Source organism: Pseudobutyrivibrio xylanivorans (genome assembly GCF_008935055.1).
In the GTDB taxonomy this organism is placed as follows: domain Bacteria; phylum Bacillota; class Clostridia; order Lachnospirales; family Lachnospiraceae; genus Pseudobutyrivibrio; species Pseudobutyrivibrio xylanivorans_A.
Map to the genome: position 1 here is coordinate 2,304,410 of NZ_CP043028.1, position 21,063 is coordinate 2,325,472.

General features: G+C 42.4%; 21 protein-coding genes. All 21 read left to right on the plus strand.

Features of this window, described 5'->3' with window-relative positions:
• Window positions 1–41: 41 nt before the first annotated feature.
• The 21 genes from FXF36_RS10330 to FXF36_RS10430 all read left to right on the plus strand — a co-directional run bounded on the left by FXF36_RS10330 (window position 42) and on the right by FXF36_RS10430 (window position 21,061).
• Window positions 42–626, plus strand: a complete 585-nt coding sequence (locus FXF36_RS10330) for a manganese efflux pump (protein WP_151623805.1) — start codon at window positions 42–44, stop codon at window positions 624–626.
• A gap of 96 nt (window positions 627–722) precedes the next feature.
• Window positions 723–1,868 carry a preprotein translocase subunit SecY gene (locus FXF36_RS10335; protein ID WP_151623807.1) on the plus strand — a complete coding sequence of 382 codons (1,146 nt, stop codon included), beginning with the start codon at window positions 723–725 and terminating at the stop codon, window positions 1,866–1,868.
• 8 nt (window positions 1,869–1,876) lie between these two features.
• Window positions 1,877–3,484, plus strand: coding sequence for an accessory Sec system protein Asp1 (gene asp1, locus FXF36_RS10340; RefSeq protein ID WP_151623809.1), 1,608 nt, complete (start codon window positions 1,877–1,879; stop codon window positions 3,482–3,484).
• 15 nt (window positions 3,485–3,499) lie between these two features.
• On the plus strand, window positions 3,500–3,931 hold the full coding sequence (gene asp3, locus FXF36_RS10345; RefSeq protein WP_151623811.1) for an accessory Sec system protein Asp3: 432 nt from the start codon (window positions 3,500–3,502) through the stop codon (window positions 3,929–3,931).
• A 1-nt stretch (window position 3,932) separates the two neighbouring features.
• Entirely contained in the window at window positions 3,933–6,281 is a 2,349-nt protein-coding gene (secA2, locus tag FXF36_RS10350; RefSeq protein WP_151623813.1) for an accessory Sec system translocase SecA2, read from the plus strand.
• A gap of 54 nt (window positions 6,282–6,335) precedes the next feature.
• Window positions 6,336–7,832, plus strand: a complete 1,497-nt coding sequence (gene gtfA, locus FXF36_RS10355) for an accessory Sec system glycosyltransferase GtfA (protein ID WP_151623815.1) — start codon at window positions 6,336–6,338, stop codon at window positions 7,830–7,832.
• Complete coding sequence (gene gtfB / locus FXF36_RS10360; protein ID WP_151623817.1) at window positions 7,805–9,145, plus strand: accessory Sec system glycosylation chaperone GtfB; 1,341 nt, start codon at window positions 7,805–7,807, stop codon at window positions 9,143–9,145. Before gtfA ends, gtfB begins: the two co-directional genes overlap by 28 nt.
• 213 nt (window positions 9,146–9,358) lie before the next feature.
• Window positions 9,359–12,001, plus strand: coding sequence for a pyruvate, phosphate dikinase (gene ppdK, locus FXF36_RS10365; RefSeq protein WP_151623819.1), 2,643 nt, complete (start codon window positions 9,359–9,361; stop codon window positions 11,999–12,001).
• Window positions 12,002–12,324: 323 nt separating this feature from the next.
• The gene (locus tag FXF36_RS10370; protein ID WP_151623821.1) at window positions 12,325–12,660 is read left to right on the plus strand and encodes a helix-turn-helix transcriptional regulator; all 336 of its coding nucleotides are present in this window, start codon (window positions 12,325–12,327) and stop codon (window positions 12,658–12,660) included.
• 137 nt (window positions 12,661–12,797) lie between these two features.
• The gene (locus FXF36_RS10375; RefSeq protein ID WP_317617403.1) at window positions 12,798–13,082 is read left to right on the plus strand and encodes a helix-turn-helix domain-containing protein; all 285 of its coding nucleotides are present in this window, start codon (window positions 12,798–12,800) and stop codon (window positions 13,080–13,082) included.
• Window positions 13,079–13,375, plus strand: coding sequence for a hypothetical protein (locus tag FXF36_RS10380; RefSeq protein ID WP_151623823.1), 297 nt, complete (start codon window positions 13,079–13,081; stop codon window positions 13,373–13,375). The genes FXF36_RS10375 and FXF36_RS10380 overlap by 4 nt, the downstream gene beginning before the upstream one ends.
• A gap of 282 nt (window positions 13,376–13,657) precedes the next feature.
• Window positions 13,658–14,713: a DUF5688 family protein gene (locus tag FXF36_RS10385; protein ID WP_151623825.1), complete on the plus strand. Its 1,056-nt coding sequence runs from the start codon at window positions 13,658–13,660 to the stop codon at window positions 14,711–14,713.
• 75 nt (window positions 14,714–14,788) lie between these two features.
• Window positions 14,789–15,001: a hypothetical protein gene (locus FXF36_RS10390; RefSeq protein WP_026508829.1), complete on the plus strand. Its 213-nt coding sequence runs from the start codon at window positions 14,789–14,791 to the stop codon at window positions 14,999–15,001.
• 11 nt (window positions 15,002–15,012) lie between these two features.
• Entirely contained in the window at window positions 15,013–15,876 is an 864-nt protein-coding gene (locus tag FXF36_RS10395) for a DUF6017 domain-containing protein (RefSeq protein WP_151623827.1), read from the plus strand.
• Window positions 15,877–15,888: 12 nt separating this feature from the next.
• The gene (locus FXF36_RS10400; protein WP_074758297.1) at window positions 15,889–16,299 is read left to right on the plus strand and encodes a hypothetical protein; all 411 of its coding nucleotides are present in this window, start codon (window positions 15,889–15,891) and stop codon (window positions 16,297–16,299) included.
• Window positions 16,300–16,311: 12 nt separating this feature from the next.
• A complete protein-coding gene (locus tag FXF36_RS10405; protein WP_151623829.1) occupies window positions 16,312–16,641 on the plus strand; it encodes a DUF7768 domain-containing protein in 330 nt (109 codons plus the stop codon).
• Between the two features lie 24 nt (window positions 16,642–16,665).
• Window positions 16,666–17,151: a PcfB family protein gene (locus FXF36_RS10410; protein WP_151623831.1), complete on the plus strand. Its 486-nt coding sequence runs from the start codon at window positions 16,666–16,668 to the stop codon at window positions 17,149–17,151.
• A complete protein-coding gene (locus tag FXF36_RS10415) occupies window positions 17,148–18,917 on the plus strand; it encodes a VirD4-like conjugal transfer protein, CD1115 family (RefSeq protein ID WP_151623833.1) in 1,770 nt (589 codons plus the stop codon). Before FXF36_RS10410 ends, FXF36_RS10415 begins: the two co-directional genes overlap by 4 nt.
• Before the next feature lie 211 nt (window positions 18,918–19,128).
• Window positions 19,129–19,635, plus strand: coding sequence for a nitroreductase family protein (locus tag FXF36_RS10420; RefSeq protein WP_004602782.1), 507 nt, complete (start codon window positions 19,129–19,131; stop codon window positions 19,633–19,635).
• Between the two features lie 272 nt (window positions 19,636–19,907).
• Complete coding sequence (locus tag FXF36_RS10425; RefSeq protein ID WP_004602781.1) at window positions 19,908–20,120, plus strand: Maff2 family mobile element protein; 213 nt, start codon at window positions 19,908–19,910, stop codon at window positions 20,118–20,120.
• A 74-nt stretch (window positions 20,121–20,194) separates the two neighbouring features.
• Window positions 20,195–21,061: a VirB6/TrbL-like conjugal transfer protein, CD1112 family gene (locus FXF36_RS10430; protein ID WP_026508818.1), complete on the plus strand. Its 867-nt coding sequence runs from the start codon at window positions 20,195–20,197 to the stop codon at window positions 21,059–21,061.
• Window positions 21,062–21,063: the final 2 nt, after the last annotated feature.

The following is a 21,063-nucleotide window of genomic DNA, read 5'->3' on the forward strand; positions in this document are numbered from 1 at the left end:
ATTTTAGATTTTATTTTTGTTGATTGGAGTATAATAATTTTATGACTTGGTTAGAAAATCTGCTAATTATAGCAGGAATCTTGCTGGATGTCTTTGCTGCCATGGAAATCCAGGGCGCAATGATATCACACATAAAAAAGCGCACCCTTGTGATTGCCTGTGCTGTTGTTGCAGGAATTGAGCTGGCTTTTTACTTTGCAGGGTATTTTGCATGCTGGCTTTTGTCTAGCAACGGCTACATCGACAATCCTTGGTATCACGGCGAGGCCATCGCGGCAGCGGTGCTTGCGCTTCTTGGAATCAGACTTATTGCAAAGGCCATCAAAAGAGAGTTTATTCAGGAGCGTTTAAAGGAATCTCTTAAGGTCTTTGAATATGCAAGGACAATCGTTATGTCCAGCATCTATACAGCAGCTGCTGGTTGCGTTTGCGGACTTGTTGGAATTACAATCTGGCAGTTAATCATTATGATTATTGTTATCTCGATAATCATGGTTGTCCTTGGACTTTACACTGGCCTTCACTTTGGCTTTGAGAATAAGACCATTGCCTATGTGGCAGGTGCAGTTCTTCTTTGGGCAGTGAGCCTGGAGATGCTTTTACACAGAATATTGGAAGTTTTTTAGTGAAGAATTGTTTCAAATGATAATCGGGGCAGGAGTTTGAAAAAACATTTTTTTCCTAAAACATTAGTTGAAAAGCTGATCTACACTCTGTTTATCATGGCAGCCTATTTGATCGGAAGAGAGCTGCCTCTTTTCGGTGTGGATTTAGCGGCTTACGATGCTTTCAGAAATCATTCGACAGATTTAATAATGCAAACAATTGGTGGAGATAGATACAAGACAAGTCTGCTTGCTCTTGGTATATCTCCATTTATGTTTTCTACACTGTTTGTGCAGATGATAGTTTCAGTTAAACGCGCAGACAGCAAGTCTCATACCTCGCCAAAGAAGATAAATCGGGCGACTCTTATTCTTATGCTTATTTGGGCCAGTGTTCAGGCCTATTTCACAACACAATCCACACTTTATATTTATGACGGAGGAATGAAGCTTTTTGTTGCAAAGCTGGTTTCAGGCGTTGAAATGGTTACAGGTTCATTCCTAATTCTTTGGATGGCAACCAGAAACGGAAAATATGGAGTGGGAGGACAGACCATTTTAATTTATGTAAATATTTTGGATAGTGTAGTCAACACTGTAAGAAGCGTACCCTTTAAGGAGCTTAAGTTCATTGGAGCGCTTTCGGTGCTGGCACTTTTGGGAACTATCATATTCGAAAATACGGAATACAGAATTCCAATGCAGAGGATTTCTATTCACAGTATTTTCTCCGACAAGAACTATATTCCAATCAAACTAAATCCAATTGGAATGATGCCGGTCATGTTTTCATCAGCATTCTTTATGCTGCCGGTTTATGGCACCCAGCTTTTAACCATGCTATTTCCTGATAATCCGGATTTCGCATGGGCTAAGGAAAACATGGATACTTCACACATGCTTGGCATAATAGTATACGTAATTACGTTATATTTCATTACCGTGATTTTTTCCTTTATTTTTATCAGCCCGAAGAATTTGACGGAGTCGCTTCAAAAGGCAGGAGATAGTATTACAGGCCTGAGGGCTGGACGAAAAACCAAGATTTTTATAGCCAAAAGGCTTTTTGTAATAGCGGTTTTTTCAGCGAGTGTAATGAGCATTTTTATTGCAATGCCACTTTACCTGCAGATGCGAGGCCAGGTGCCTGCATCTGTAATGAGCCTTCCTTCCATCATGATTGCAATGGCTAGTATAAATTGCAATTTGTATAGGGAGTTTAAGGCTGTGGTAGATTATGATGCTTATGTGCCGTTCATATAGGAGGCGCCATGCTGTATTTTATTCCTGCCTGGTATCAACAGAATAAATGGAAAGAGCTGGAGCAGAACTGGCACACACGAAGAATGCACACCGAATTCGATGATACGGTAAAGCAGGTGCAGATGTTTCATCGAAGCGGAATGCGAGATTTCAAAATTCTTCTTTTGAGCCACACACCAAACTTTAGACATTTCCTCCATCGCCAGGGCGTAATACACGCCAACTACTGGTCTTGTTTTGATGCCATTCAGGAGGTGCGCAGGAAGAAGCCAGTGGTTTTTTCTTTCCACAATTTTGACTGGCCTCAGGGGATTGAGTTCATTTATACGCCATTTGTGGTGGTGGCATATCTTGATAATAAAAAATACGCACAGATAGAGTTCGGCGAGGCAGGCAATCCAATTGAGGTTGCCATGTACAAGGACGGGCTAGTCAGCCGCAAGAACATATACGACGATAGGGGCTTTGTGTCTGCCATGGAGGTATACTCTGAGGGGCATATTATTTACACCGATTATCTGACAGAGCTTGGTGTAGTAAAGATGCGAGAATACGCCGACGATGGACGTGTGGATATTAATCCCAATGCGAATAATTTCCTGATTTTTGATGGGAATGAAGTGGAGACTGCTACCTTCAATTCCTTGCATTACCGCAATATTTTGGAGGTGATTCGAGAGGTATTTTACTCTCATATTTTGACCAATGACAAAGCTGACGATACTTTCTGTATTGCCATGCATCAGAAGAATGTGTTTGTAGCCAATGAGCTGGTGGGAAGGAAGAAGTGTATTTTGTCCTTCTACGAGGATCGTTACAGGCTGAAGAATTATCCTGAGGCTTTTCATCTGGTAAAGCATGCCAGCTATATTGTGACGGATTCTGAGGCCACCAGCAGGTATCTCATGAGAGAGTTTGGGGATGCCATAGAAAATATTATTGATATCTCTCCTTATGATTCACGAATGGATTTTGGTATCAGCTCTGAGCTTATGGTTCAAAAGATTTTAGTTCCGGTTGATCATTTGCCGGATGAGCGATTCAATGCGCTGATTAAACAGTTGGCAACTTACATTCAGACCAATGAAAATGCCATGGTGCATTTGTTTACAAGAAATGCAGACTATGACCTGCCAGAGAGGCTTCTTAACCGAGTGGCAGATATTGTGGAGCAGATAGGATATGACCGTCGAATTGTAATTCCGGAGGATGTAGAGGATTCCACAGCTGAAAATGAAATTGAGGGCGAAGACAAGGAAGAAATCCCAGTGAGATTTTTCGTGGAGCAGTGTGTGGATGAGCTTTCTGTCAGCAGGTGCATTCGTGAGCAGAGAATCATGGTAGATATGAGCCACAATCCGGATTTGTATTTACAGATAAACTGTATCAGTGCCGCAATTCCACAGATTGTACGCCGAGAGACTCATTACATGAAGAATATGTACAACGGCTTCGTAGTGAGGGAATTTGAGCAGATTCCGGCAGCTCTGGATTACTTTTTGGGGTCACTTGCAAACTGGAATCAGGCGAAGGTTTATTCTTACGACATAGCCCAGAATTTTACTACGAAGAAATTGCTTGAGAAGTGGAAAATAGTTCAGGAGTATATGGAATAGTAGAGAGGAAATGTAATGAGCAGAGCATCGTGGACCGTCTTTTGGAATGAATATAGCTCAGACACTTATTTGTATGGTTCTCAAATCGATTATGAGGCAAAGAATAATGTTCATTTCAAGAATGAGCTGATGCCACCAGGAACCATCATAAAGCAGTGGTATTCGCTGACTAATTATCAGGCACAGCGAATTGAGCCATCACTTCCAATTATCGATGGAGAAAGCAAATATAGAATAAAGGTCAATGTGGAAACGCCAGACGAAAGAGGTTATCTGATTCGTTTGGTATTCCTGGACAGATATGAGCGTGAAGCAGGGGATTTCACAGTTCGAGGAAAAGAGGCTGAGTTTTCCTGCCCACTTAAAACCTACAGCTATAGAATGCAGCTGATAAACGCTGGTATGAAGGAGTTTATTTTCCATTCAGTCATAATTGAAGAAATCTAAAATGAAAATCAAAAAGACTAAGGGGATAGTAAAAAAACTTTATAAAGAGCTGAAGCAGGTTAAGAGGTATGGAGAGGAGATGGCTGCGCTTTCCGATGAGGAGCTGAAGTTTAAGACTACCGAATTCAGAAAGCGCTATCACGATGGTGAGGATTTGGACCATCTTTTGCCGGAGGCTTTTGCTGCAATGTGCGAGGCTGATAAGAGAGTCCTTGGCATGTTCCCTTTTGATGTGCAGATTTTGGCTGGGATTGCCATGCACCACGGTTATCTTGCAGAGATGAACACGGGTGAGGGTAAGACACTTACTGCCACTTGTCCGATGTATTTGAACGGCCTCACTGGTAAAGGGGCAATACTTGTAACAAATAACGAGTATCTTGCCTTAAGAGATGCTGAGGAAATGGGCCCGGCCTACAGATTTATGGGTCTTAAGGTGGCGGCAGGCGTAAAGCGTGATACTGATGACAAATTTGAAAATGAGGAAAAGAAGAAGATTTACAACTGCGATATCGTATATACGACGCACTCAGCTCTGGGCTTTGACTATTTGATAAATAATCTTGTAAAGTCTGCCAATGACAGATTTATGAGAGATTTCTATTTCATCATCATAGATGAGGCTGATTCGGTGCTTTTGGACAGTGCCAGCACGCCGTTGGTTATTTCTGGTGCACCACGTGTTCAGTCGAATTTGTATGATATGGCTGATTTCTTCGTGAGAACGCTTCAGGAGAATTTGGACTATGAGGTGGAAGAGAAAAATGTCTGGTTTACAGAGAAGGGACTTGAATATGCGGAAAGCTATTTTGGAATAGATAATATTTTTGACCCAAAGTATTTTGAGATATATCGCCATCTGGTGCTTGCGCTTCGTGCCAACAAAATTATTGAGAAGGGCACAGAGTACATGATTTCTGAGTCTGGAGAGGTAGCGCTTATCGATGCCAGCTCAGGTCGAATGTTAAAGGGGGTAAAGCTTCGTGGCGGTCAGCATCAGGCTTTGGAGTGCAAGGAAAAGGTAGAGATTACGCAGGAGAATCGTTCCATGGCATCTATCACCTATCAGAATTTCTTCTCCATGTTCCCAAAGATGGCGGGCATGAGTGGAACAATTTACGATGCCAAGGACGAGCTTTACGATGTGTATGGAAAGAAGGTTGTGGTTATCCCAACCAACAATCCGATTCAACGTGTGGACTGTCCTGACTGGTTTTTCAGTGATTCCAAAAAGCAGTTTGAGGCTGCAATCAGGCTGGCGGTGAAAAAGCACGAGACGGGGCAGCCGGTGCTTATTGTTACAACAATGATTTCCGATACGGAGATTCTTTCACATCTGCTTGTTAGGGAGGGAATTCCACATTCAGTATTGAATGCTAATAATGCTTTTTGGGAAGCCGATATCATCAAGGAGGCTGGCCAGATGGGAGCTATGACGGTGGCTACATCCATGGCAGGACGTGGAACTGATATCAAGCTTGGACCTGGTGTGAAGGAGCTTGGTGGGCTTGCTGTTATCGGTGTTGGCCGAATGCTGAACATTCGCGATGAGAGACAGGCAAGAGGTCGTGCTGGCAGGCAGGGAGACCCGGGATACAGTAGATTTATCGTCTCTCTGGAGGATGATATTGTGGAGAAGGGCACCGACCCGGAGAAGCTGAAAAAATATATAGATGGCAAGCGTCGAATCAGCAGCAGGAGAATAAAAAAAATTGTAAATGGAGCCCAGCGAACCAACGAGGAGATGGGCGTTACCAATAGAAAGAATTCCAAGGACTACGATGTTGTGCTTCAGCTGGAGAGAAAGCTGATGTATGAAACCCGCGATAAGCTTTTGGATGGTGGCACAATTCCGTGGGAGAAGCTTATTGATATATCCATGGAAAATTTGGATAGATTTCTCAAGAGCAGCAAGACTTTGGTATGGTCGGACTTAAACCGTTATCTTTTGGATAATATATCCTACCGAATGGATAACGAGGTGAAGACCATCAATCTCCAAAACAAGGCAAGGGTGAAGGCTTATGTGAAGGCGAAGGTCCAGCAGTCATTGGAGGAAAAGCTTGAGATGATTGGCTCGAAAAACGGCATGAATGATTTCATCCGTGTGGCCGCGCTGTCGGCAATCGATGAAGCCTGGATTGAGCAGGTAGATTACCTTCAACAGCTTCAGGGAGCTGTGTCTGGAAGAAGCTCCGCTCAGAGAAATATCATCTACGAGTACCAGGGGGAGGCACTAGAATCCTTCAGGAAGATGGAAGTGCGAATTAAGCAGAATATTATCAGGAATGTGTTGTTGTCGGAAGTGAGTATGGATAAGAAGAGCAAGTTACATATAATCTTGCCTTAAAGGACACCTCATCAGTCAGCTTGCGGTGGATGAGGTGGAAAGAGGTGTATCGGTATGATCTATAACTTTAACTTAGGCATAGGGTGGGCGTCTTCAGGGGTGGAGTATGCCCAAAGCTACAGAGCTAAAGTCTTGCGCAGCATAGGTGCACCTGCAAAATTCGTATTTACGGATATGTTTCCAAGGGATAACCTCACTGATATGACAAGAAACATAGGCTTTGAGGATGAGGAAATCATATGGCTTTACACCTTCTTCACGGATTTTAAGCCTGAGCCAGTAAGTTATACTCTTTCTGATTTGAAGGCTACTTTGGAAGGGCAGAGATTTACCTTTGAGAGGGATGGAAAGATAGGCAGAATCCTTTTTGAGGGAGAGAACAATTTCTACAGAGTATACTTCGTAAATACGGATACAGAGTTTGTACATAGAGTGGAGATGGTATCAAGAGGCTGTCTAATCCGCAAAGATTATTACATGAGCCGCAGGATATTCTCTGAGTACTATGCGCCGCTTGACGGCAAGGCGCATCTTTATGAAAGGCGATTTTTCAACAAGGATGGCTCGATAGCATATCAGGAAATAATTGATGATGAGGCAGTGATGTATAAATTTCCTGATAAGCTCATTTGCTCCAAGGAAGAGCTTATAGGTTATATGACAGCATGCCTTGAGCCTACAGCAGATGACATTATCATCATTGACCGTTCTACAGGACAGGGGCAGGCAATATTGGAAAATGCAGGTGAAGCTAAAGTGGGAATTGTGATACATGCAGATCATTTTAGTGAAGGAGCAACAGACGAAAAGCATATTCTTTGGAATAATTATTATGAATACAGCTTTGCAATGAATCGGCATATTGATTTTTATATTACAGCCACTGAGGACCAGAGGAAGCTTCTCATAGAGCAGTTTGAAAAATACCTGGGAGTGACTCCTACCGTATATACGATACCAGTGGGGAGCTTGCCAAGACTTGTGGTTCCATCTGAACCTCGTAAGAAGCACGCCTTTATCACTGCATCGCGCCTTGCAACGGAAAAGCATGTGGATTGGCTGGTGGCAGCTGTGGTGGAGGCTCATAAGGATATATCGGACATTACCCTTGATATCTACGGAAAGGGTGGCGCCGAAAAGGAGCTTAAGCAGCAGATAGAAAAGCTGGGAGCTGATTCCTATATACGACTTATGGGGCAGCATGACCTGACAGATGTTTATCGTAAATACGAAGTATATCTTTCGGCATCAACAAGCGAGGGATTTGGACTAACGCTTATGGAGGCTATAGGCTCGGGACTTCCAATCATTGGCTTTGATGTAAGATATGGCAATCAGAATTTTATTGATCAGGGAAAGAATGGCTACAAGCTGCCGTATGCTGTAGGAATGGAGCGTAGCAGGCGGCAGGCAAAAATGGTGGAGGCAATCAAAAAGCTTTGCCTGGAGGATGATATAGAGGCCTTTAGCATGCATTCCTACGAGAAGGCAAAGGAATATTTGACAAATGAGGTTGAACTTAGATGGAGAAAGCTGATAGGGACGCGATAATTCTATTATTTGATTATTGGAACAGGGGCAGTCAGGATCTTTTTGAGTCATTCAAAAATGCTGGCAAGGTGTTTCATGCCATAGTTATAAATGATGATGGCTTTCTTCCTGAGGGCGTGACTAATGTTTTTGAGCATTTTCTCGGAGAATTTCAAGGTGAGGCCAGATATTTTAATCAGATTCCGGTGCCTGATTATTGGGAAATAAGCGCTAATAATACAAACGGAAGTATACATGATAAATCAAAGGAGCGCGGGCGAATTTTCTTTGCACATCCAGCCCACAATCGTCTGGTGAAGGTGGTGGATTACCTGGATGAGGAAGGCAATGTCCGATGTTCGGAGCACTACAATAAATTCGGCGCTTTATATGCGAGAACTAGCTTCAACAAAAAATCCCAAAAGGTTACCAAATCCTATTTCAATGCCAAGGGGCAGGAGATAGTTGTTGAGAACTATGTGACAAACGATATCATTCTTGAGTACGAGGGTAGACGCCAAATTTTCAAGGGCAGGACGGAGTTTGTGTGCTTTTTCATAAAGCTGATGGGATGGGACACTAATCGATTGTTCTTCAATTCGCTGTCTGTTCCATTCTTTGTTTCAAATGGATTGCCTGCTCTTGATGGTGAAAATGGCAAGCAGGACATTCTTTTCTGGCAGGAGAAAACCGGAGAAGAAATACCAGGAAATATGCAGGTTATTTTGCAGGGAAAGGCAAAAAGGTGTGGCAGGATAATTGTTCAAAATCATCCATCTTATCTAAAGCTATTGGAGCTTGGGGTTGATAGTAATAGGCTTTCAGAGCTTGGATTTATCTATTCCTTCAAGAAGCAGAATCGAGGCAGAAAGGAAGCCCTTATTTGTACCAACACAGAGAACGTGGAGAAGCTGAAGGAAATAGCGGAGGCTCTGCCAGAACTCAAGATTCATGTGACGGCCATAACCGAGATGTCTGGAAAGCTGCTGGCACATGAGAAATACGAGAATGTGATCATGTATCCGAATGTAAAAGCTGCAACCTTAGACAGGCTTTTTATGCAGTGCGATTTCTATCTGGATATCAATCATGAGGGAGAGATTTGTGAGGCTACCAGAAGGGCATTTATACACCAATTGCTAATTCTTGCTTTCGAGGAAACAAAGCATGGTGCAGAATGCACAGCTTCAGAGAACGTTTTTGGTATAAATTGCTATGAAAATCTTATACACAGATTGAAAGAACTGTTGGCAGATAAGGAAACGCTGAAAAATGCAGTATCTCAGCAGCTTGCGGCAGGGTTGACTGTTACGGAAACCGATTATAATTTTTAGAAAGAGCTTGAATGGTCTGATTATTTATAACATGCGGCTATTATGTGCGAAAAAATTGCACAAAAATAGCCGCTGTTTTTTTGTTATAATTACAACCACGTATTGTTTGAATATGTGTACAATTTGTGATTAAATAGTTAAGGGTCGTCCGAACCCCGTAAACCGGATGACTCAATGAATAATGTTATTTATATATTTAGGAGGATTATCAAAATGGCTAACAAATGGGTGTATATGTTTAGCGAAGGCGACATGACAATGCGTAATCTTCTCGGTGGTAAGGGTGCTAACCTTGCTGAGATGACAAGCATCGGTCTTCCAGTACCACAGGGCTTCACAATCACAACAGAGGCTTGTACACAGTACTATGAGGATGGTCGCAAGATTAATGATGAAATCATGGCTCAGGCTATGGAAGGTGTTAAGAAGATGGAGGAGATCAACGGCAAGAAGTTCGGCGACCTCAAGAATCCACTTCTCGTTTCAGTTCGTTCAGGTGCTCGTGCTTCAATGCCAGGTATGATGGATACAATCCTTAACCTTGGTCTTAACGACGAAGTAGTTGCAGCAATGATCGCTGGTAACCCAGATCCAGCTTTTGAGCGTTTCGTATATGATTCTTACAGACGTTTCATTCAGATGTTCTCAGACGTTGTTATGGAAGTTGGTAAGAAGTACTTTGAGCAGCTCATCGATGAGATGAAGGAAAAGAAGGGTGTTCAGTTCGACGTAGATCTTACAGCAGCTGATCTTAAGGAGCTTGCTGAGCAGTTCAAGGCTGAGTACAAGAATCAGCTTGGTTCAGACTTCCCTTCAGATCCAGTAGAGCAGTTAAAGCTTGCTATCGAGGCTGTTTTCCGTTCATGGGATAATCCTCGTGCAAACGTATATAGAAGAGATAATGATATCCCTTATTCATGGGGTACAGCAGTTAACGTAATGCCTATGGTATTCGGTAACTTAAATAACGAGTCTGGTACTGGTGTTGCATTTACTCGTGATCCAGCTACAGGCGAGAACAAGCTTATGGGTGAGTTCCTTATCAACGCACAGGGCGAGGACGTAGTTGCTGGTGTTCGTACACCAATGCCAATCGCTCAGATGGAGAAGGAGTTCCCAGAGGCATACGCAGAGTTCATCAAGGTTTGTGAGACTCTTGAGAATCACTACCATGATATGCAGGATATGGAGTTCACAGTAGAGAACAAGAAGCTTTACATGCTCCAGTGCCGTAACGGTAAGAGAACAGCTCCAGCTGCACTTAAGATCGCTTGCGACCTCGTTGATGAGGGACACAAGACTCCAGAAGAGGCTGTAGCAATGATCGACCCACGTAACCTTGATACACTTCTTCACCCACAGTTCGAAGCTGCTGCTCTTAAGGCTGCAACTCCACTTGGAAAGGGTCTTGGTGCTTCTCCAGGTGCTGCATGTGGTAAGGTTGTATTTACAGCAGACGATGCTGAGGCATGGGCTGCAAGAGGAGAGAAGGTAGTTCTTGTACGTCTTGAGACATCTCCAGAAGATATCACAGGTATGAAGGCTGCTCAGGGTATCCTTACAGTTCGTGGTGGTATGACATCACACGCTGCAGTAGTTGCTCGTGGTATGGGTACATGCTGCGTTTCTGGTTGCGGCGACATCGCTATGGACGAGGAGAACAAGAAGTTCACACTCGCAGGCCAGACATTCACAGAGGGATCAGAGATCTCTATCGATGGTACAACAGGTAACATCTATGCAGGTATCATCCCAACTGTTGATGCTACAATCGCTGGTGAGTTCGGTCGTGTTATGGCTTGGGCTGATCAGTTCAGAACACTTAAGGTTCGTACAAATGCAGATACTCCAGCTGATGCTAAGAAGGCTAGAGAGCTCGGTGCAGAAGGTATCGGTCTTTGCCGTACAGAGCACATGTTCTTCGAGGCTGACAGAATTGCAGCTTTCCGTGAGATGATCTGCTCAGATACAGAGGAAGAGAGAGAAGTTGCTCTTGATAAGATTCTTCCTTACCAGCAGGGAGACTTCAAGGCTCTTTACGAAGCACTTGAGGGTTGCCCAGTTACAATCAGATTCCTTGATCCACCTCTTCACGAATTCGTTCCTACAGAGGATGCTGATATCGAGAAGCTTGCAAAGGCTAAGAACAAGTCAGTAGAGGAAATCAGAAACATCTGCGAGTCACTCCACGAGTTCAACCCAATGATGGGTCACAGAGGATGCCGTCTTGCAGTTACATATCCTTCAATTGCTAAGATGCAGACAAAGGCTGTTATCCGTGCAGCACTTGAAGTACAGAAGGCTCATCCAGATTGGAATGTTAAGCCTGAAATCATGATCCCACTTGTATGTGAGGTTAAGGAGCTTAAGTATGTTAAGGACGTTGTTGTAGAGACAGCTGATGCTGAAATCGCTGCAGCAGGTGCAAAGCTTGAGTACGAAGTTGGTACAATGATCGAGATCCCACGTGCAGCTCTTACAGCTGATGAGATCGCTAAGGAAGCTGACTTCTTCTGCTTCGGTACAAACGACCTTACACAGATGACATTTGGTTTCTCTCGTGATGATGCTGGTAAGTTCTTAAATGCTTACTATGATACAAAGATCTTCGAGAACGATCCATTTGCTAAGCTTGACCAGACAGGTGTTGGTAAGCTTATGGAGACAGCTATTAAGCTTGGTAAGCCAGTAAATCCAAACCTTCACGTAGGTATCTGCGGTGAGCACGGTGGAGATCCATCTTCAGTAGAGTTCTGCCACAAGATTGGTCTTGACTATGTATCATGCTCTCCATTCAGAGTACCAATCGCTAGACTTGCTGCAGCACAGGCAGCTATCGCCGAGTCACGTCAGTAAAAGATGCAAGCTGTTTTTTGGGAACTTTTGAAATCTCCAAAGATTTCATGAGACAAAGTATGAGGATTTATCATCCGGAAAATACTTTCCATTACCCAGAAAAGCTTGAAATAAAGCTATTCCTAGTATAGGGTGTCTGCTTAGACACCCTATATTTTTTTACTTAAGAATAATTTCAACCAAGCTGTAATGAGAGCTAGACACAAGAAATTGTTGACTGCATTCGACAGAAATTCGAAGCATTTGTTTCGAAAATCGTAACACGAAAAATAGCCCATTTTTGATTTTGTTTCGAAAATCGAAACTTTGAAGGAGGTTTAAAAATGTCGGAATTTACAGCTAAGAAGCTTAAAGAGGCACGTGTGAGAGCAGGATTGTCTCAGGATGAAGCAGCTAATCTTATGAAGTTGAATAAGAGAGCTATCAGCCAGATTGAAGCGGCACAGAGAAATTTATCTGCTGATGAACTTGCACAGTTCTCTCGTATCTATGAAGTTGATGTAAGAGAATTACTGTTCCTGGAATTCACAGAAGCCGGTGAAGAGCAGAGACTTGCAGCTAAGTACAGTTCTTTCTTTAAATTACTTGAGAAATTATCTGATCGTGATATTGAAGATGTTTATTGGGTAATAAAGCGTAAGGTTGAAGGATTGCTCTAAAAACTGAATAAGACTCAGGATGCCCGCATTGCAGATTACACCTGCTTTGCGGGTATTTTTTTGTATTGACATATACGGAGACCGTATATATAATGAAAGTAGATAGATATACGGAGACCGTGCATAGGAGGTGCGTTATGGCAGATTTAGATTTTAAGCTTGATGGTATCGCTAATGGCGTATTAGTTGAACAAACTGATAAGAAAAAAGCTGATGCGGACAAGAAAAAAAGAATGTATGCAAGCGCCTTTGCTTATATTAGAAATCAGACAGGAATGAATAAGAAGGAGTTTGCAGAATACCTTGGAATTCCATATAGAACGTTACAGGACTGGGAACTTGGTAATACCCAGGCTCCAGAATATGTGCTTCGATTAATTGCTTATAAAGTAATGTGGGAGAAGGAAAGGGGGACCCTATGATGACAGTGTTGAGATTTATCCTTAGAATTGCTTTATTACCAGTACAGGCAGTTCTTACTCTTTTAGTATTGGCAATAGATTTTTTAAGTGGATGGGCTATTTTGGCATTCAGAATAATCGGTGCATTATTTCTCCTTGGAGGCCTGTGTCAGTTTATCAGTAAAACAGGTTCTGCTTCTCTAGGCTGGCAGGGAATCATAGTTGCAGTCATTATAGTAGCTGTTCCACAGGCTCTTACGATTTGGGGTGAAGCAGGACTAATTAGATTTAAGGAGCTTTTAGCAAGAATTTAGTCTCATGACCGATTTTGTCTCGTTTTGACTCGTTTTGTCTCGTCTCGACCGACATTAGCACTTTTCTTATAGATTTAACGGTGCTATTATTATCATAGACAAGTGAGAGGTAAACAAAAGCCACTCACTTGTTTTTCTTTTGCAGAAGAATAGGAAGCAGATTTAAGCGTCCACATGACCAAACCCTCAAGGTCGTGTGCGGCGCTTTTTTTGTTATCCGAAACCGGAAAGCGCGCGCCGGTGTTTCTATTAAAACTGTCAAAGAAAAGGAGAAAATTGAATATGGATTATGAACGTTTCAAAGAAGGTTTCCAGGATGCGTTAAAGGCTGAACTTGCTGTTAGAGGAGCTGATGTTGAACTTACTGCTCGAAGAGTAGATAAGATGAATGAAAGCTATGATGCTATCACAGTAAGACCTACGGACAGTTCTATTGGAGTGAACATCAGCGTTGAAAAGGCGTTTGCTGCTTATGAGAATGGTACACCAATCCCTGAGATTGCAGAACATTTTGCTGATGCAGTGGAGAAAGGATTCCGTGAATCGCCTCAGGTGGATCTGGAGTCGCTCTCTGATTATGAGCAGATGAAGAGCAAGCTTTCTATGGAAGTGGTTTCTGCAGAGAAGAATGCGGAACTTCTTGAGAGCGTACCTCATGAAAGAATGGAGGATATGGCTGTTGTTTATCGCTTTGTGCTTGATCAGACAGATTCCGGCAATGGAACAATCCTTGTTACCAATCAGTTGCTTGATCAGTATGGCATTACCAAAGAGCAGCTTCGTGCTGATGCCATGGAGAATGCACCAGAGATCAGACCATCTGAGATCAGAGGTATGTCTGAAGTAATGAGTGAGCTTGCACCTGGCATGATTCCTGAGGTTGCACCGGAAGATGAGCAGATGTTTGTTGCTACAGTTCCGGATAAGATCCATGGAGCTGGTGTTATCGCATATCCGAATTTCATGGAGGATGCAGCTGAAAAGATGGGCGGTGACTTCTTCGTTCTTCCAAGCAGTATCCATGAGGTGTTGCTTGTAAAGGACAATGGCCAGATGACAGCCAAAGAGCTGGAAAACATGGTTAAGGAAGTCAATGCTACTCAGGTTGAACCTGCAGATCAGCTTACAGATCACGTTTATCATTACGACAGTCAGAATCATATTTTTGAGCTGGCTGATAAGTATGAGGAACGTCAGCGTGAGGCTGAACACGAGGCTGTTGATAAAGATTCCGTCCTTGGAGATCTAAAAGAAAAGAAACAGGAGATTGCAAAGAAAGATCCGGCTAAGGATGCAGCAACAAAGGCTGCAACCAAGAAGCATGAGACTTCTTTATAAGCTTCATCAATAAGTAAGAGAGAGGCTTCCCTATTTTAGGGAGGCCTTTTTCAATGGTGAAAGGAGATATCTAAGATGAGTAAGAAATATATGAGAGTTCAGAAAAACTTTAACAAAAATGGCATTTCAAGGGTGCCACACAGTGTTGCACCTAAGCTTGGTCCAGTTACACCTTGCAATTGCAGTCATCCTTGCCCTTATGGCAATGGAAGGACGTTTTGCTTTCCCTGCTATCAGAAGCTTGTTGCTGACAGCAGAAGTAACAGTGTTGCTACAGGTAATGCCTAAAGAGGTGTGGTATGGACTTTGGCTATTTTTATGAAGAAGAGTCTGAGCAGTTTGCCTTCTATAGGATTCCCCAGGTGTTCTTTAAGGATGAAAAGTTTGCAAAGCTTTCTACGGATGCCAAGGTTCTGTATGGACTATTTCTGAATCGGGTATCCCTTTCCAAAAAGAATCATTGGATTGATGACGAGGGCAGAGTGTATGTTTATTACACACTTGTCAGTATTCAGGAGGATTTGCATTGTGCAAGTCAGAAGGCATTAAAGCTTTTAAAGGAACTTGAGAGCTATGGACTTATCGAAAAAGTTAAGCAGGGACTTTGTAAACCTGACAGGATCTATGTGAAGAACTTTATCCTGCTTCAGGAATCACCAGTCCGGAGTGGTGAAAATCACCATACCGGTGTAGTGAAAATCACCAGCCCGGAATGTCGAGAATCACCACCTAATAATACTGAGTTAAATAATACTGAGTGTAGTAATACTAATCTTATCTTATCTAAGAGCAGAGAAGATGAGAGGGAGCTATACAGACAATATTTATACCAGTCACTGGATATAGAGATACTCAAAGAGCGCTACCCCTATGGAGTAGAAGAGATAGATGAGATTTTTGACATAATCCTGGATGTGCTGTGTAGCAATCAGAAGTTTATCACTATATCCGGGGATAAAAAGCCTATTAATGTAGTGAAAAGCAGATTCATGAAGCTGGATAGCAGCCATATCCAGTTTGTAATGGATAGTATGAAGGACAAGACTACAAAGGTTCGCAATGTAAAGAAATACATAGTGGCAGCACTTTATAATGCGCCAATTACGATTAACAACTATTATCAGTCGCTGGTCCAGCATGACATGGCGACAGGAAAAATCTAAGGAGGAATGACAATGGAACAGATTACAATTGATATTCAGCTTGATCCTATGAAGGATGGAATTAAAGTACCGGAGACAGATGTATCTAGGCCTGATGCTCATGCTGTGATTCTTGGGACCAACGGCAAAATCAGACAGATTTCTATGAAGGAAGCAGAGACAATCCTTGATCAGATGGCTACTTGTGGGGCAGGGACTCACCTTGGAAAGTCAGATTATATTGCTGTTTACAACAAAGATAAGCTTTTTAAGGCTGAAGGTGAGGAGTACCTGGTAGGCAGTGTTCTCATTTTTCAAAGAGCAGGGAATGTGCTCAAGGCTATTCCTGATGATGAGATTGGTGATCTCTTAGAGGTTGCTATGGCACAGATGGATACTTTGAAGGCAGGAGATGCTTGCTTTTCTGCAATGCGTGTTGATTAAGGAGGAAATATCATGAGTAGAACAATACCGAGAGCATATGTTACTGCAGCATGGAATAAGAATCCGGTTGTGGCAAAAGAAGATGCCAAGAAATACTGTCAGGAACTGGTAAAGGAAGGATACCTTCCCCTTTGTCCTATTCTTGCTTTTGATGGAATCTTTTCAGCTGAGGATACGGAAGCTCATAAGAGATTCAAGGAGATGTCTGAGGATCTGCTTCGTAGAGCAAGATTCCTTGTTATCTGTGGTAATAAGCAGAACGAAGAGGTTAAGGATGATATTGCAATTGCTAGGAAAGCAAAGGTAATTGTAACAACGCTTGATGGAGTTGTTGGTTTATGAAGTTATGAGAGGAGGCGATAATTCATGGTAAATGAAGAACTATCATCCAAGTCGCTTCACTTTGTAGTTGATTATGTTGCCAAGCCTGCAGCTAGAGAGATTGTAAAGTCATTGGAAAAAATTTGTCTTCAACTTAAAGCACAGAATCAAAAGCAAAAGGAAAAAGTTAAAACAGGTAAGATGCCTGTGAAAAAGCTCATTAAGCAAGGCAAAGGTGCTCAGAAGATTGAGCTGGATGGTGAAGATATTCATCTGTTTAATCGCCTTGCCAGGAAGTATGGTGTGGATTATGCCGTGGTGAAAGATAAGGAGGCTGGCACTTATAAGATCTTTTTCAAGGCTCAGGATGCAGATGCTATCTCTGATCTGGTGGCTGATTACACCAGAAGAACCCTTGGAAAAGAAAAGGGTGAAAAGGCAAGTGTACTTGGTAAGCTTCAGAAGTTTAAGGAGATTGTGGCTTCTCTACCTCGAAAGGTTGCTGAGAAGAGGAAGGAGCAGACACGATGAACAACAAAGTAAAAAAGAAGATTATTCTAAACATCCCGTATGTAGCCATTGGCTTATTTGCTACGAATTTCGGTGAAGCCTGGCGAATAGCAGAAGGGATGAATGCTTCAGAAAAGCTCCAGGGCTTGATCCTTGGAGGAGGATTTCAGGAGGCATTTTCTAATCCATTGCCGAGCTTACATCCTTTTGATTTACTTATTGGTTTTGTCTGCGGTGCAGCACTAAGACTTGCAGTTTATCTCAAGGGTAAGAACGCTAAGAAGTATCGGCATGGCGAAGAATATGGTTCGGCTAGATGGGGGAAGCCCTCCGACATAGAACCATTCAAAGATCCTGATCCGAAGAATAATGTGATTCTATCCCAGACGGAGCAGATTACACTAAGTTCCAGACCATCACAGCCAAAGTACGCAAGAAATAAGAATGTGCTGGTTGTAGGTGGTTCCGGCTCAGGTAAAACTAGGTTTTTTATTAAGCCGAACTTGCTACAGTGTGACAGTAAGGATTATCCCTGTTCTTTTGTAGTAACAGATCCTAAGGGAAGTGTGGTTCTGGAATGTGGTAATGCGCTTGTGAAGAAGGGGTATCGAATCAAGATTTTCAATACCATCAACTTCAACAAGAGCATGCATTACAATCCTTTCGCTTATATTCATAGTGAGAAGGACATCTTAAAGCTTGTAACTACACTGATTGCCAATACCAAAGGTGAAGGAAAAGGCGGGGATGAGTTCTGGGAGAAGGCTGAGAAATTGCTGTATTCAGCGCTTATAGGCTATATCCATTATGAGGCTCCGCTTGAGGAGCAGAACTTCACAACTCTTCTTGAAATGATCAATGCAATGGAGGTTAGAGAAGATGATGAGGAGTTCAAAAACGCAGTAGATATGCTCTTTGATGATCTGGAAGAAAAAGATCCAAATCATTTTGCAGTTCGCCAATATAAGAAATACAAATTGGCGGCTGGAAAGACAGCAAAATCAATCCTTGTAAGCTGTGGTGCCAGATTGGCTCCGTTTGATATCAAGGAGCTTCGAGAGATTACAGCTTATGATGAATTACAACTGGATACTATCGGTGATAAGAAAACGGCGTTGTTTCTGATTATGTCAGATACAGACGCCACTTTTAATTTCCTAATATCTATGGTGTATACGCAGCTGTTTAATCTACTTTGTGAGAAGGCTGATGATGTTTACGGTGGAAGGCTTCCGGTCCATGTAAGGTGCCTTGTAGATGAGTGCGCCAATATCGGACAGATTCCTAACCTAGAAAAACTTGTGGCAACTATCAGATCCCGTGAGATTAGTGCCTGCCTGGTACTTCAGGCTAAATCACAGCTTAAGGCAATCTACAAAGATAATGCTGATACCATTATCGGTAACATGGATTCACAGATCTTCCTTGGTGGAACTGAGAAGACAACGCTTAAGGATCTTACAGAGATTCTTGGCAAGGAAACCATTGATATGTACACCACAGGAAACACCAAGGGCTCCCAGGAGTCCTACAACATGAATTATCAGAAGCTTGGCAAAGAGCTGATGAGCATGGATGAGCTTGCTGTTATGGATGGCAGTAAATGTATCGTGCAGGTGAGAGGTGTGAGACCTTTTCTTTCAGATAAGTATGACCTGACAAAGCATCCAAACTATCCGCTGACTGCAGATTATGACAAGAAGAACTGGTTTGACATTGAGAAATATCTTAACAGAAAGCTTGTCCTACATCCAAATGATGAATACGAAGTATTTAACGATGCCTAGGCTAATGGAGTATAAGAGAAGAAATTTTTCACTGACATTTTTAAAATTCATCCCGTATAATTGAGGATGAGTTATTTAACTTATATTTAATATATTCGCTGGAGGAATGAGATTCATGAAATTTGCTATGTTACTGTGGAGTTTTGGATTTTTTGAGTAACTACCATATCTTTTAAATAACAGAATCAATGTAGCAAAGGAGATTATAGATATGGAATTTAATAAAGTTATTCAGAAAAGAGAGTCTGTTCGTAAGTATAGCGATACAAAGCCAACAGAAGATCAAGTGAAATATATTCTGGAAGCAGGGCGCTTAGCACCAACAGCTTTTAATAAACAACCACAACGAGTGTATATACTAAAAAGTGGAGAAGCTCTTCAGAAGATGGACAGTGTTCATCCATGCCGTTATGGAGCACCGATGGTAATTCTAGTATGTTCCGATAAAAATGCTGCAAGTAATTTTCAGGGTGGAAATAGCTATTTGACAGATGGTGTTATTGCAGCAACACATATGATGCTGGCAGCAACAGATATAGGATTGGATACATGTTGGGCTGGAGTGAATGATGTTCTTAAAACACAGAATGTTTTTGATTTGCCAGAAAACATCTATCCTATTTGTTTCCTGGATTTGGGATTTCGCGCTAGCGATTTCAAAGGTGTATCTAGCGATAAAAAAAGAAATCCAATTGATTCAATGGTAACTATTTTATAAAAAATTGCGGCGTAGCCAAAGGGCGATTGAAAAGCAGGAGTCATAACCTGCCGCCGTATTTACTCCTGTAGAGGAGTATAGCGGAAGATTCCGCGTTAATTAATGCAGCGCTGTGCCGGAAAAGTCACTGCAGAAGACATCCGGCTTACAACTGAATATGGAACTTTTTTCAAGGGTAATTAACGAGAGTCACGGCCTGATCAGCCATGGCTCTTTTTTAATGCCCGCAACTACAAACAATCAATTTTTTAAATCACAAGGAGGATTTTATTATGGCATTTTTCAACTCAGCAGTAGGCGTACTTCAGACACTCGTTATCGCACTTGGTGCAGGTCTTGGAATTTGGGGTGTTGTAAACCTCATGGAGGGATATGGCAATGACAACCCTGGAGCTAAGTCACAGGGCATGAAGCAGCTCATGGCCGGTGGTGGAGTTGCCCTCATCGGTACTACTCTTGTTCCACTTCTTTCCGGACTTTTCTAATCCGGCCTATCACCAACAAAAAATCAGGAGGGGCAGTGTAACAAGCTGCCCTTCCCTGAGAAAGGAGGCAATCGTTGGAAAGTTTGTTAGAAAAACTGACTGATTGGCTCAAAGACATGCTGGTAGGTGGGATTATGGATAACCTCACATCTACATTTTCAACCTTGAATCAGAAGATTGGAGAAGTAACAGCACAGGTAGCACAGACTCCGGACCAGTTCCAGCCTACGGTTTATAACCTTATCAGGAATCTGTCGGAGAATGTGATTTTACCCATAGCAGGAATCATCCTTACGTTTATTGCCTGCTATGAACTGATACAGCTGGTCATCGCTCACAATAACCTGGCAAACTTTGAAACCTGGATCTTTTTCAAGTGGGTATTCAAGACCTTTGTAGCAGTAACGCTGATTACAAATACCTTTAATATCACCATGGCAGTCTTTGATGTAGCACAACATGTGGTCAGTCAATCAGGATCACTTATTGCCGGAAGTACCGCAGTGGACGGTTCAACTCTGGCAACTATGCAAAGCACTTTGGAAGCAATGGATGTAGGGCCGCTGTTTGGTATATTCCTGCAGTCCTTTGCCGTGAAGTTCTTATTCGAGATTTTATCGATTCTGATCTGGGCTATTGTCTATGGACGAATGATAGAGATCTATTTGACCATCAGCCTTGCTCCGATTCCTTTTGCGACTTTTGGCAATAGAGAACAGAGCATGATTGGACAGAACTACCTTAGATCCCTTTTTGCACTTGGCTTCCAGGGATTCTTAATTATGGTATGCGTAGCAATCTATGCAGCCCTGGTTCAGACAGTTTCATTTTCATCAGATATCATGGGCTCTTTGTGGAATGTCCTTGGTATCACATTACTTCTTGCATTTACCTTGTTTAAGACAGGTTCTATTGCAAGATCTGTATTCCACGCACATTAAGG

What these genes read in the sequence shown, in the direction of transcription:
- gtfA (WP_151623815.1), top strand. Translation starts at nt 6,336, where the DNA reads ATGATCTATAACTTTAACTTAGGCATAGGGTGGGCGTCTTCAGGGGTG.
- FXF36_RS10370 (WP_151623821.1), top strand. Translation starts at nt 12,325, where the DNA reads ATGTCGGAATTTACAGCTAAGAAGCTTAAAGAGGCACGTGTGAGAGCA.
- FXF36_RS10420 (WP_004602782.1), top strand. Translation starts at nt 19,129, where the DNA reads ATGGAATTTAATAAAGTTATTCAGAAAAGAGAGTCTGTTCGTAAGTAT.
- FXF36_RS10410 (WP_151623831.1), top strand. Translation starts at nt 16,666, where the DNA reads ATGGTAAATGAAGAACTATCATCCAAGTCGCTTCACTTTGTAGTTGAT.
- FXF36_RS10405 (WP_151623829.1), top strand. Translation starts at nt 16,312, where the DNA reads ATGAGTAGAACAATACCGAGAGCATATGTTACTGCAGCATGGAATAAG.
- FXF36_RS10395 (WP_151623827.1), top strand. Translation starts at nt 15,013, where the DNA reads ATGGACTTTGGCTATTTTTATGAAGAAGAGTCTGAGCAGTTTGCCTTC.
- FXF36_RS10390 (WP_026508829.1), top strand. Translation starts at nt 14,789, where the DNA reads ATGAGTAAGAAATATATGAGAGTTCAGAAAAACTTTAACAAAAATGGC.
- FXF36_RS10385 (WP_151623825.1), top strand. Translation starts at nt 13,658, where the DNA reads ATGGATTATGAACGTTTCAAAGAAGGTTTCCAGGATGCGTTAAAGGCT.
- FXF36_RS10330 (WP_151623805.1), top strand. Translation starts at nt 42, where the DNA reads ATGACTTGGTTAGAAAATCTGCTAATTATAGCAGGAATCTTGCTGGAT.
- secA2 (WP_151623813.1), top strand. Translation starts at nt 3,933, where the DNA reads ATGAAAATCAAAAAGACTAAGGGGATAGTAAAAAAACTTTATAAAGAG.
- asp1 (WP_151623809.1), top strand. Translation starts at nt 1,877, where the DNA reads ATGCTGTATTTTATTCCTGCCTGGTATCAACAGAATAAATGGAAAGAG.
- gtfB (WP_151623817.1), top strand. Translation starts at nt 7,805, where the DNA reads ATGGAGAAAGCTGATAGGGACGCGATAATTCTATTATTTGATTATTGG.
- FXF36_RS10400 (WP_074758297.1), top strand. Translation starts at nt 15,889, where the DNA reads ATGGAACAGATTACAATTGATATTCAGCTTGATCCTATGAAGGATGGA.
- FXF36_RS10415 (WP_151623833.1), top strand. Translation starts at nt 17,148, where the DNA reads ATGAACAACAAAGTAAAAAAGAAGATTATTCTAAACATCCCGTATGTA.
- FXF36_RS10335 (WP_151623807.1), top strand. Translation starts at nt 723, where the DNA reads ATGGCAGCCTATTTGATCGGAAGAGAGCTGCCTCTTTTCGGTGTGGAT.
- FXF36_RS10380 (WP_151623823.1), top strand. Translation starts at nt 13,079, where the DNA reads ATGATGACAGTGTTGAGATTTATCCTTAGAATTGCTTTATTACCAGTA.
- FXF36_RS10375 (WP_317617403.1), top strand. Translation starts at nt 12,798, where the DNA reads ATGGCAGATTTAGATTTTAAGCTTGATGGTATCGCTAATGGCGTATTA.
- FXF36_RS10425 (WP_004602781.1), top strand. Translation starts at nt 19,908, where the DNA reads ATGGCATTTTTCAACTCAGCAGTAGGCGTACTTCAGACACTCGTTATC.
- asp3 (WP_151623811.1), top strand. Translation starts at nt 3,500, where the DNA reads ATGAGCAGAGCATCGTGGACCGTCTTTTGGAATGAATATAGCTCAGAC.
- ppdK (WP_151623819.1), top strand. Translation starts at nt 9,359, where the DNA reads ATGGCTAACAAATGGGTGTATATGTTTAGCGAAGGCGACATGACAATG.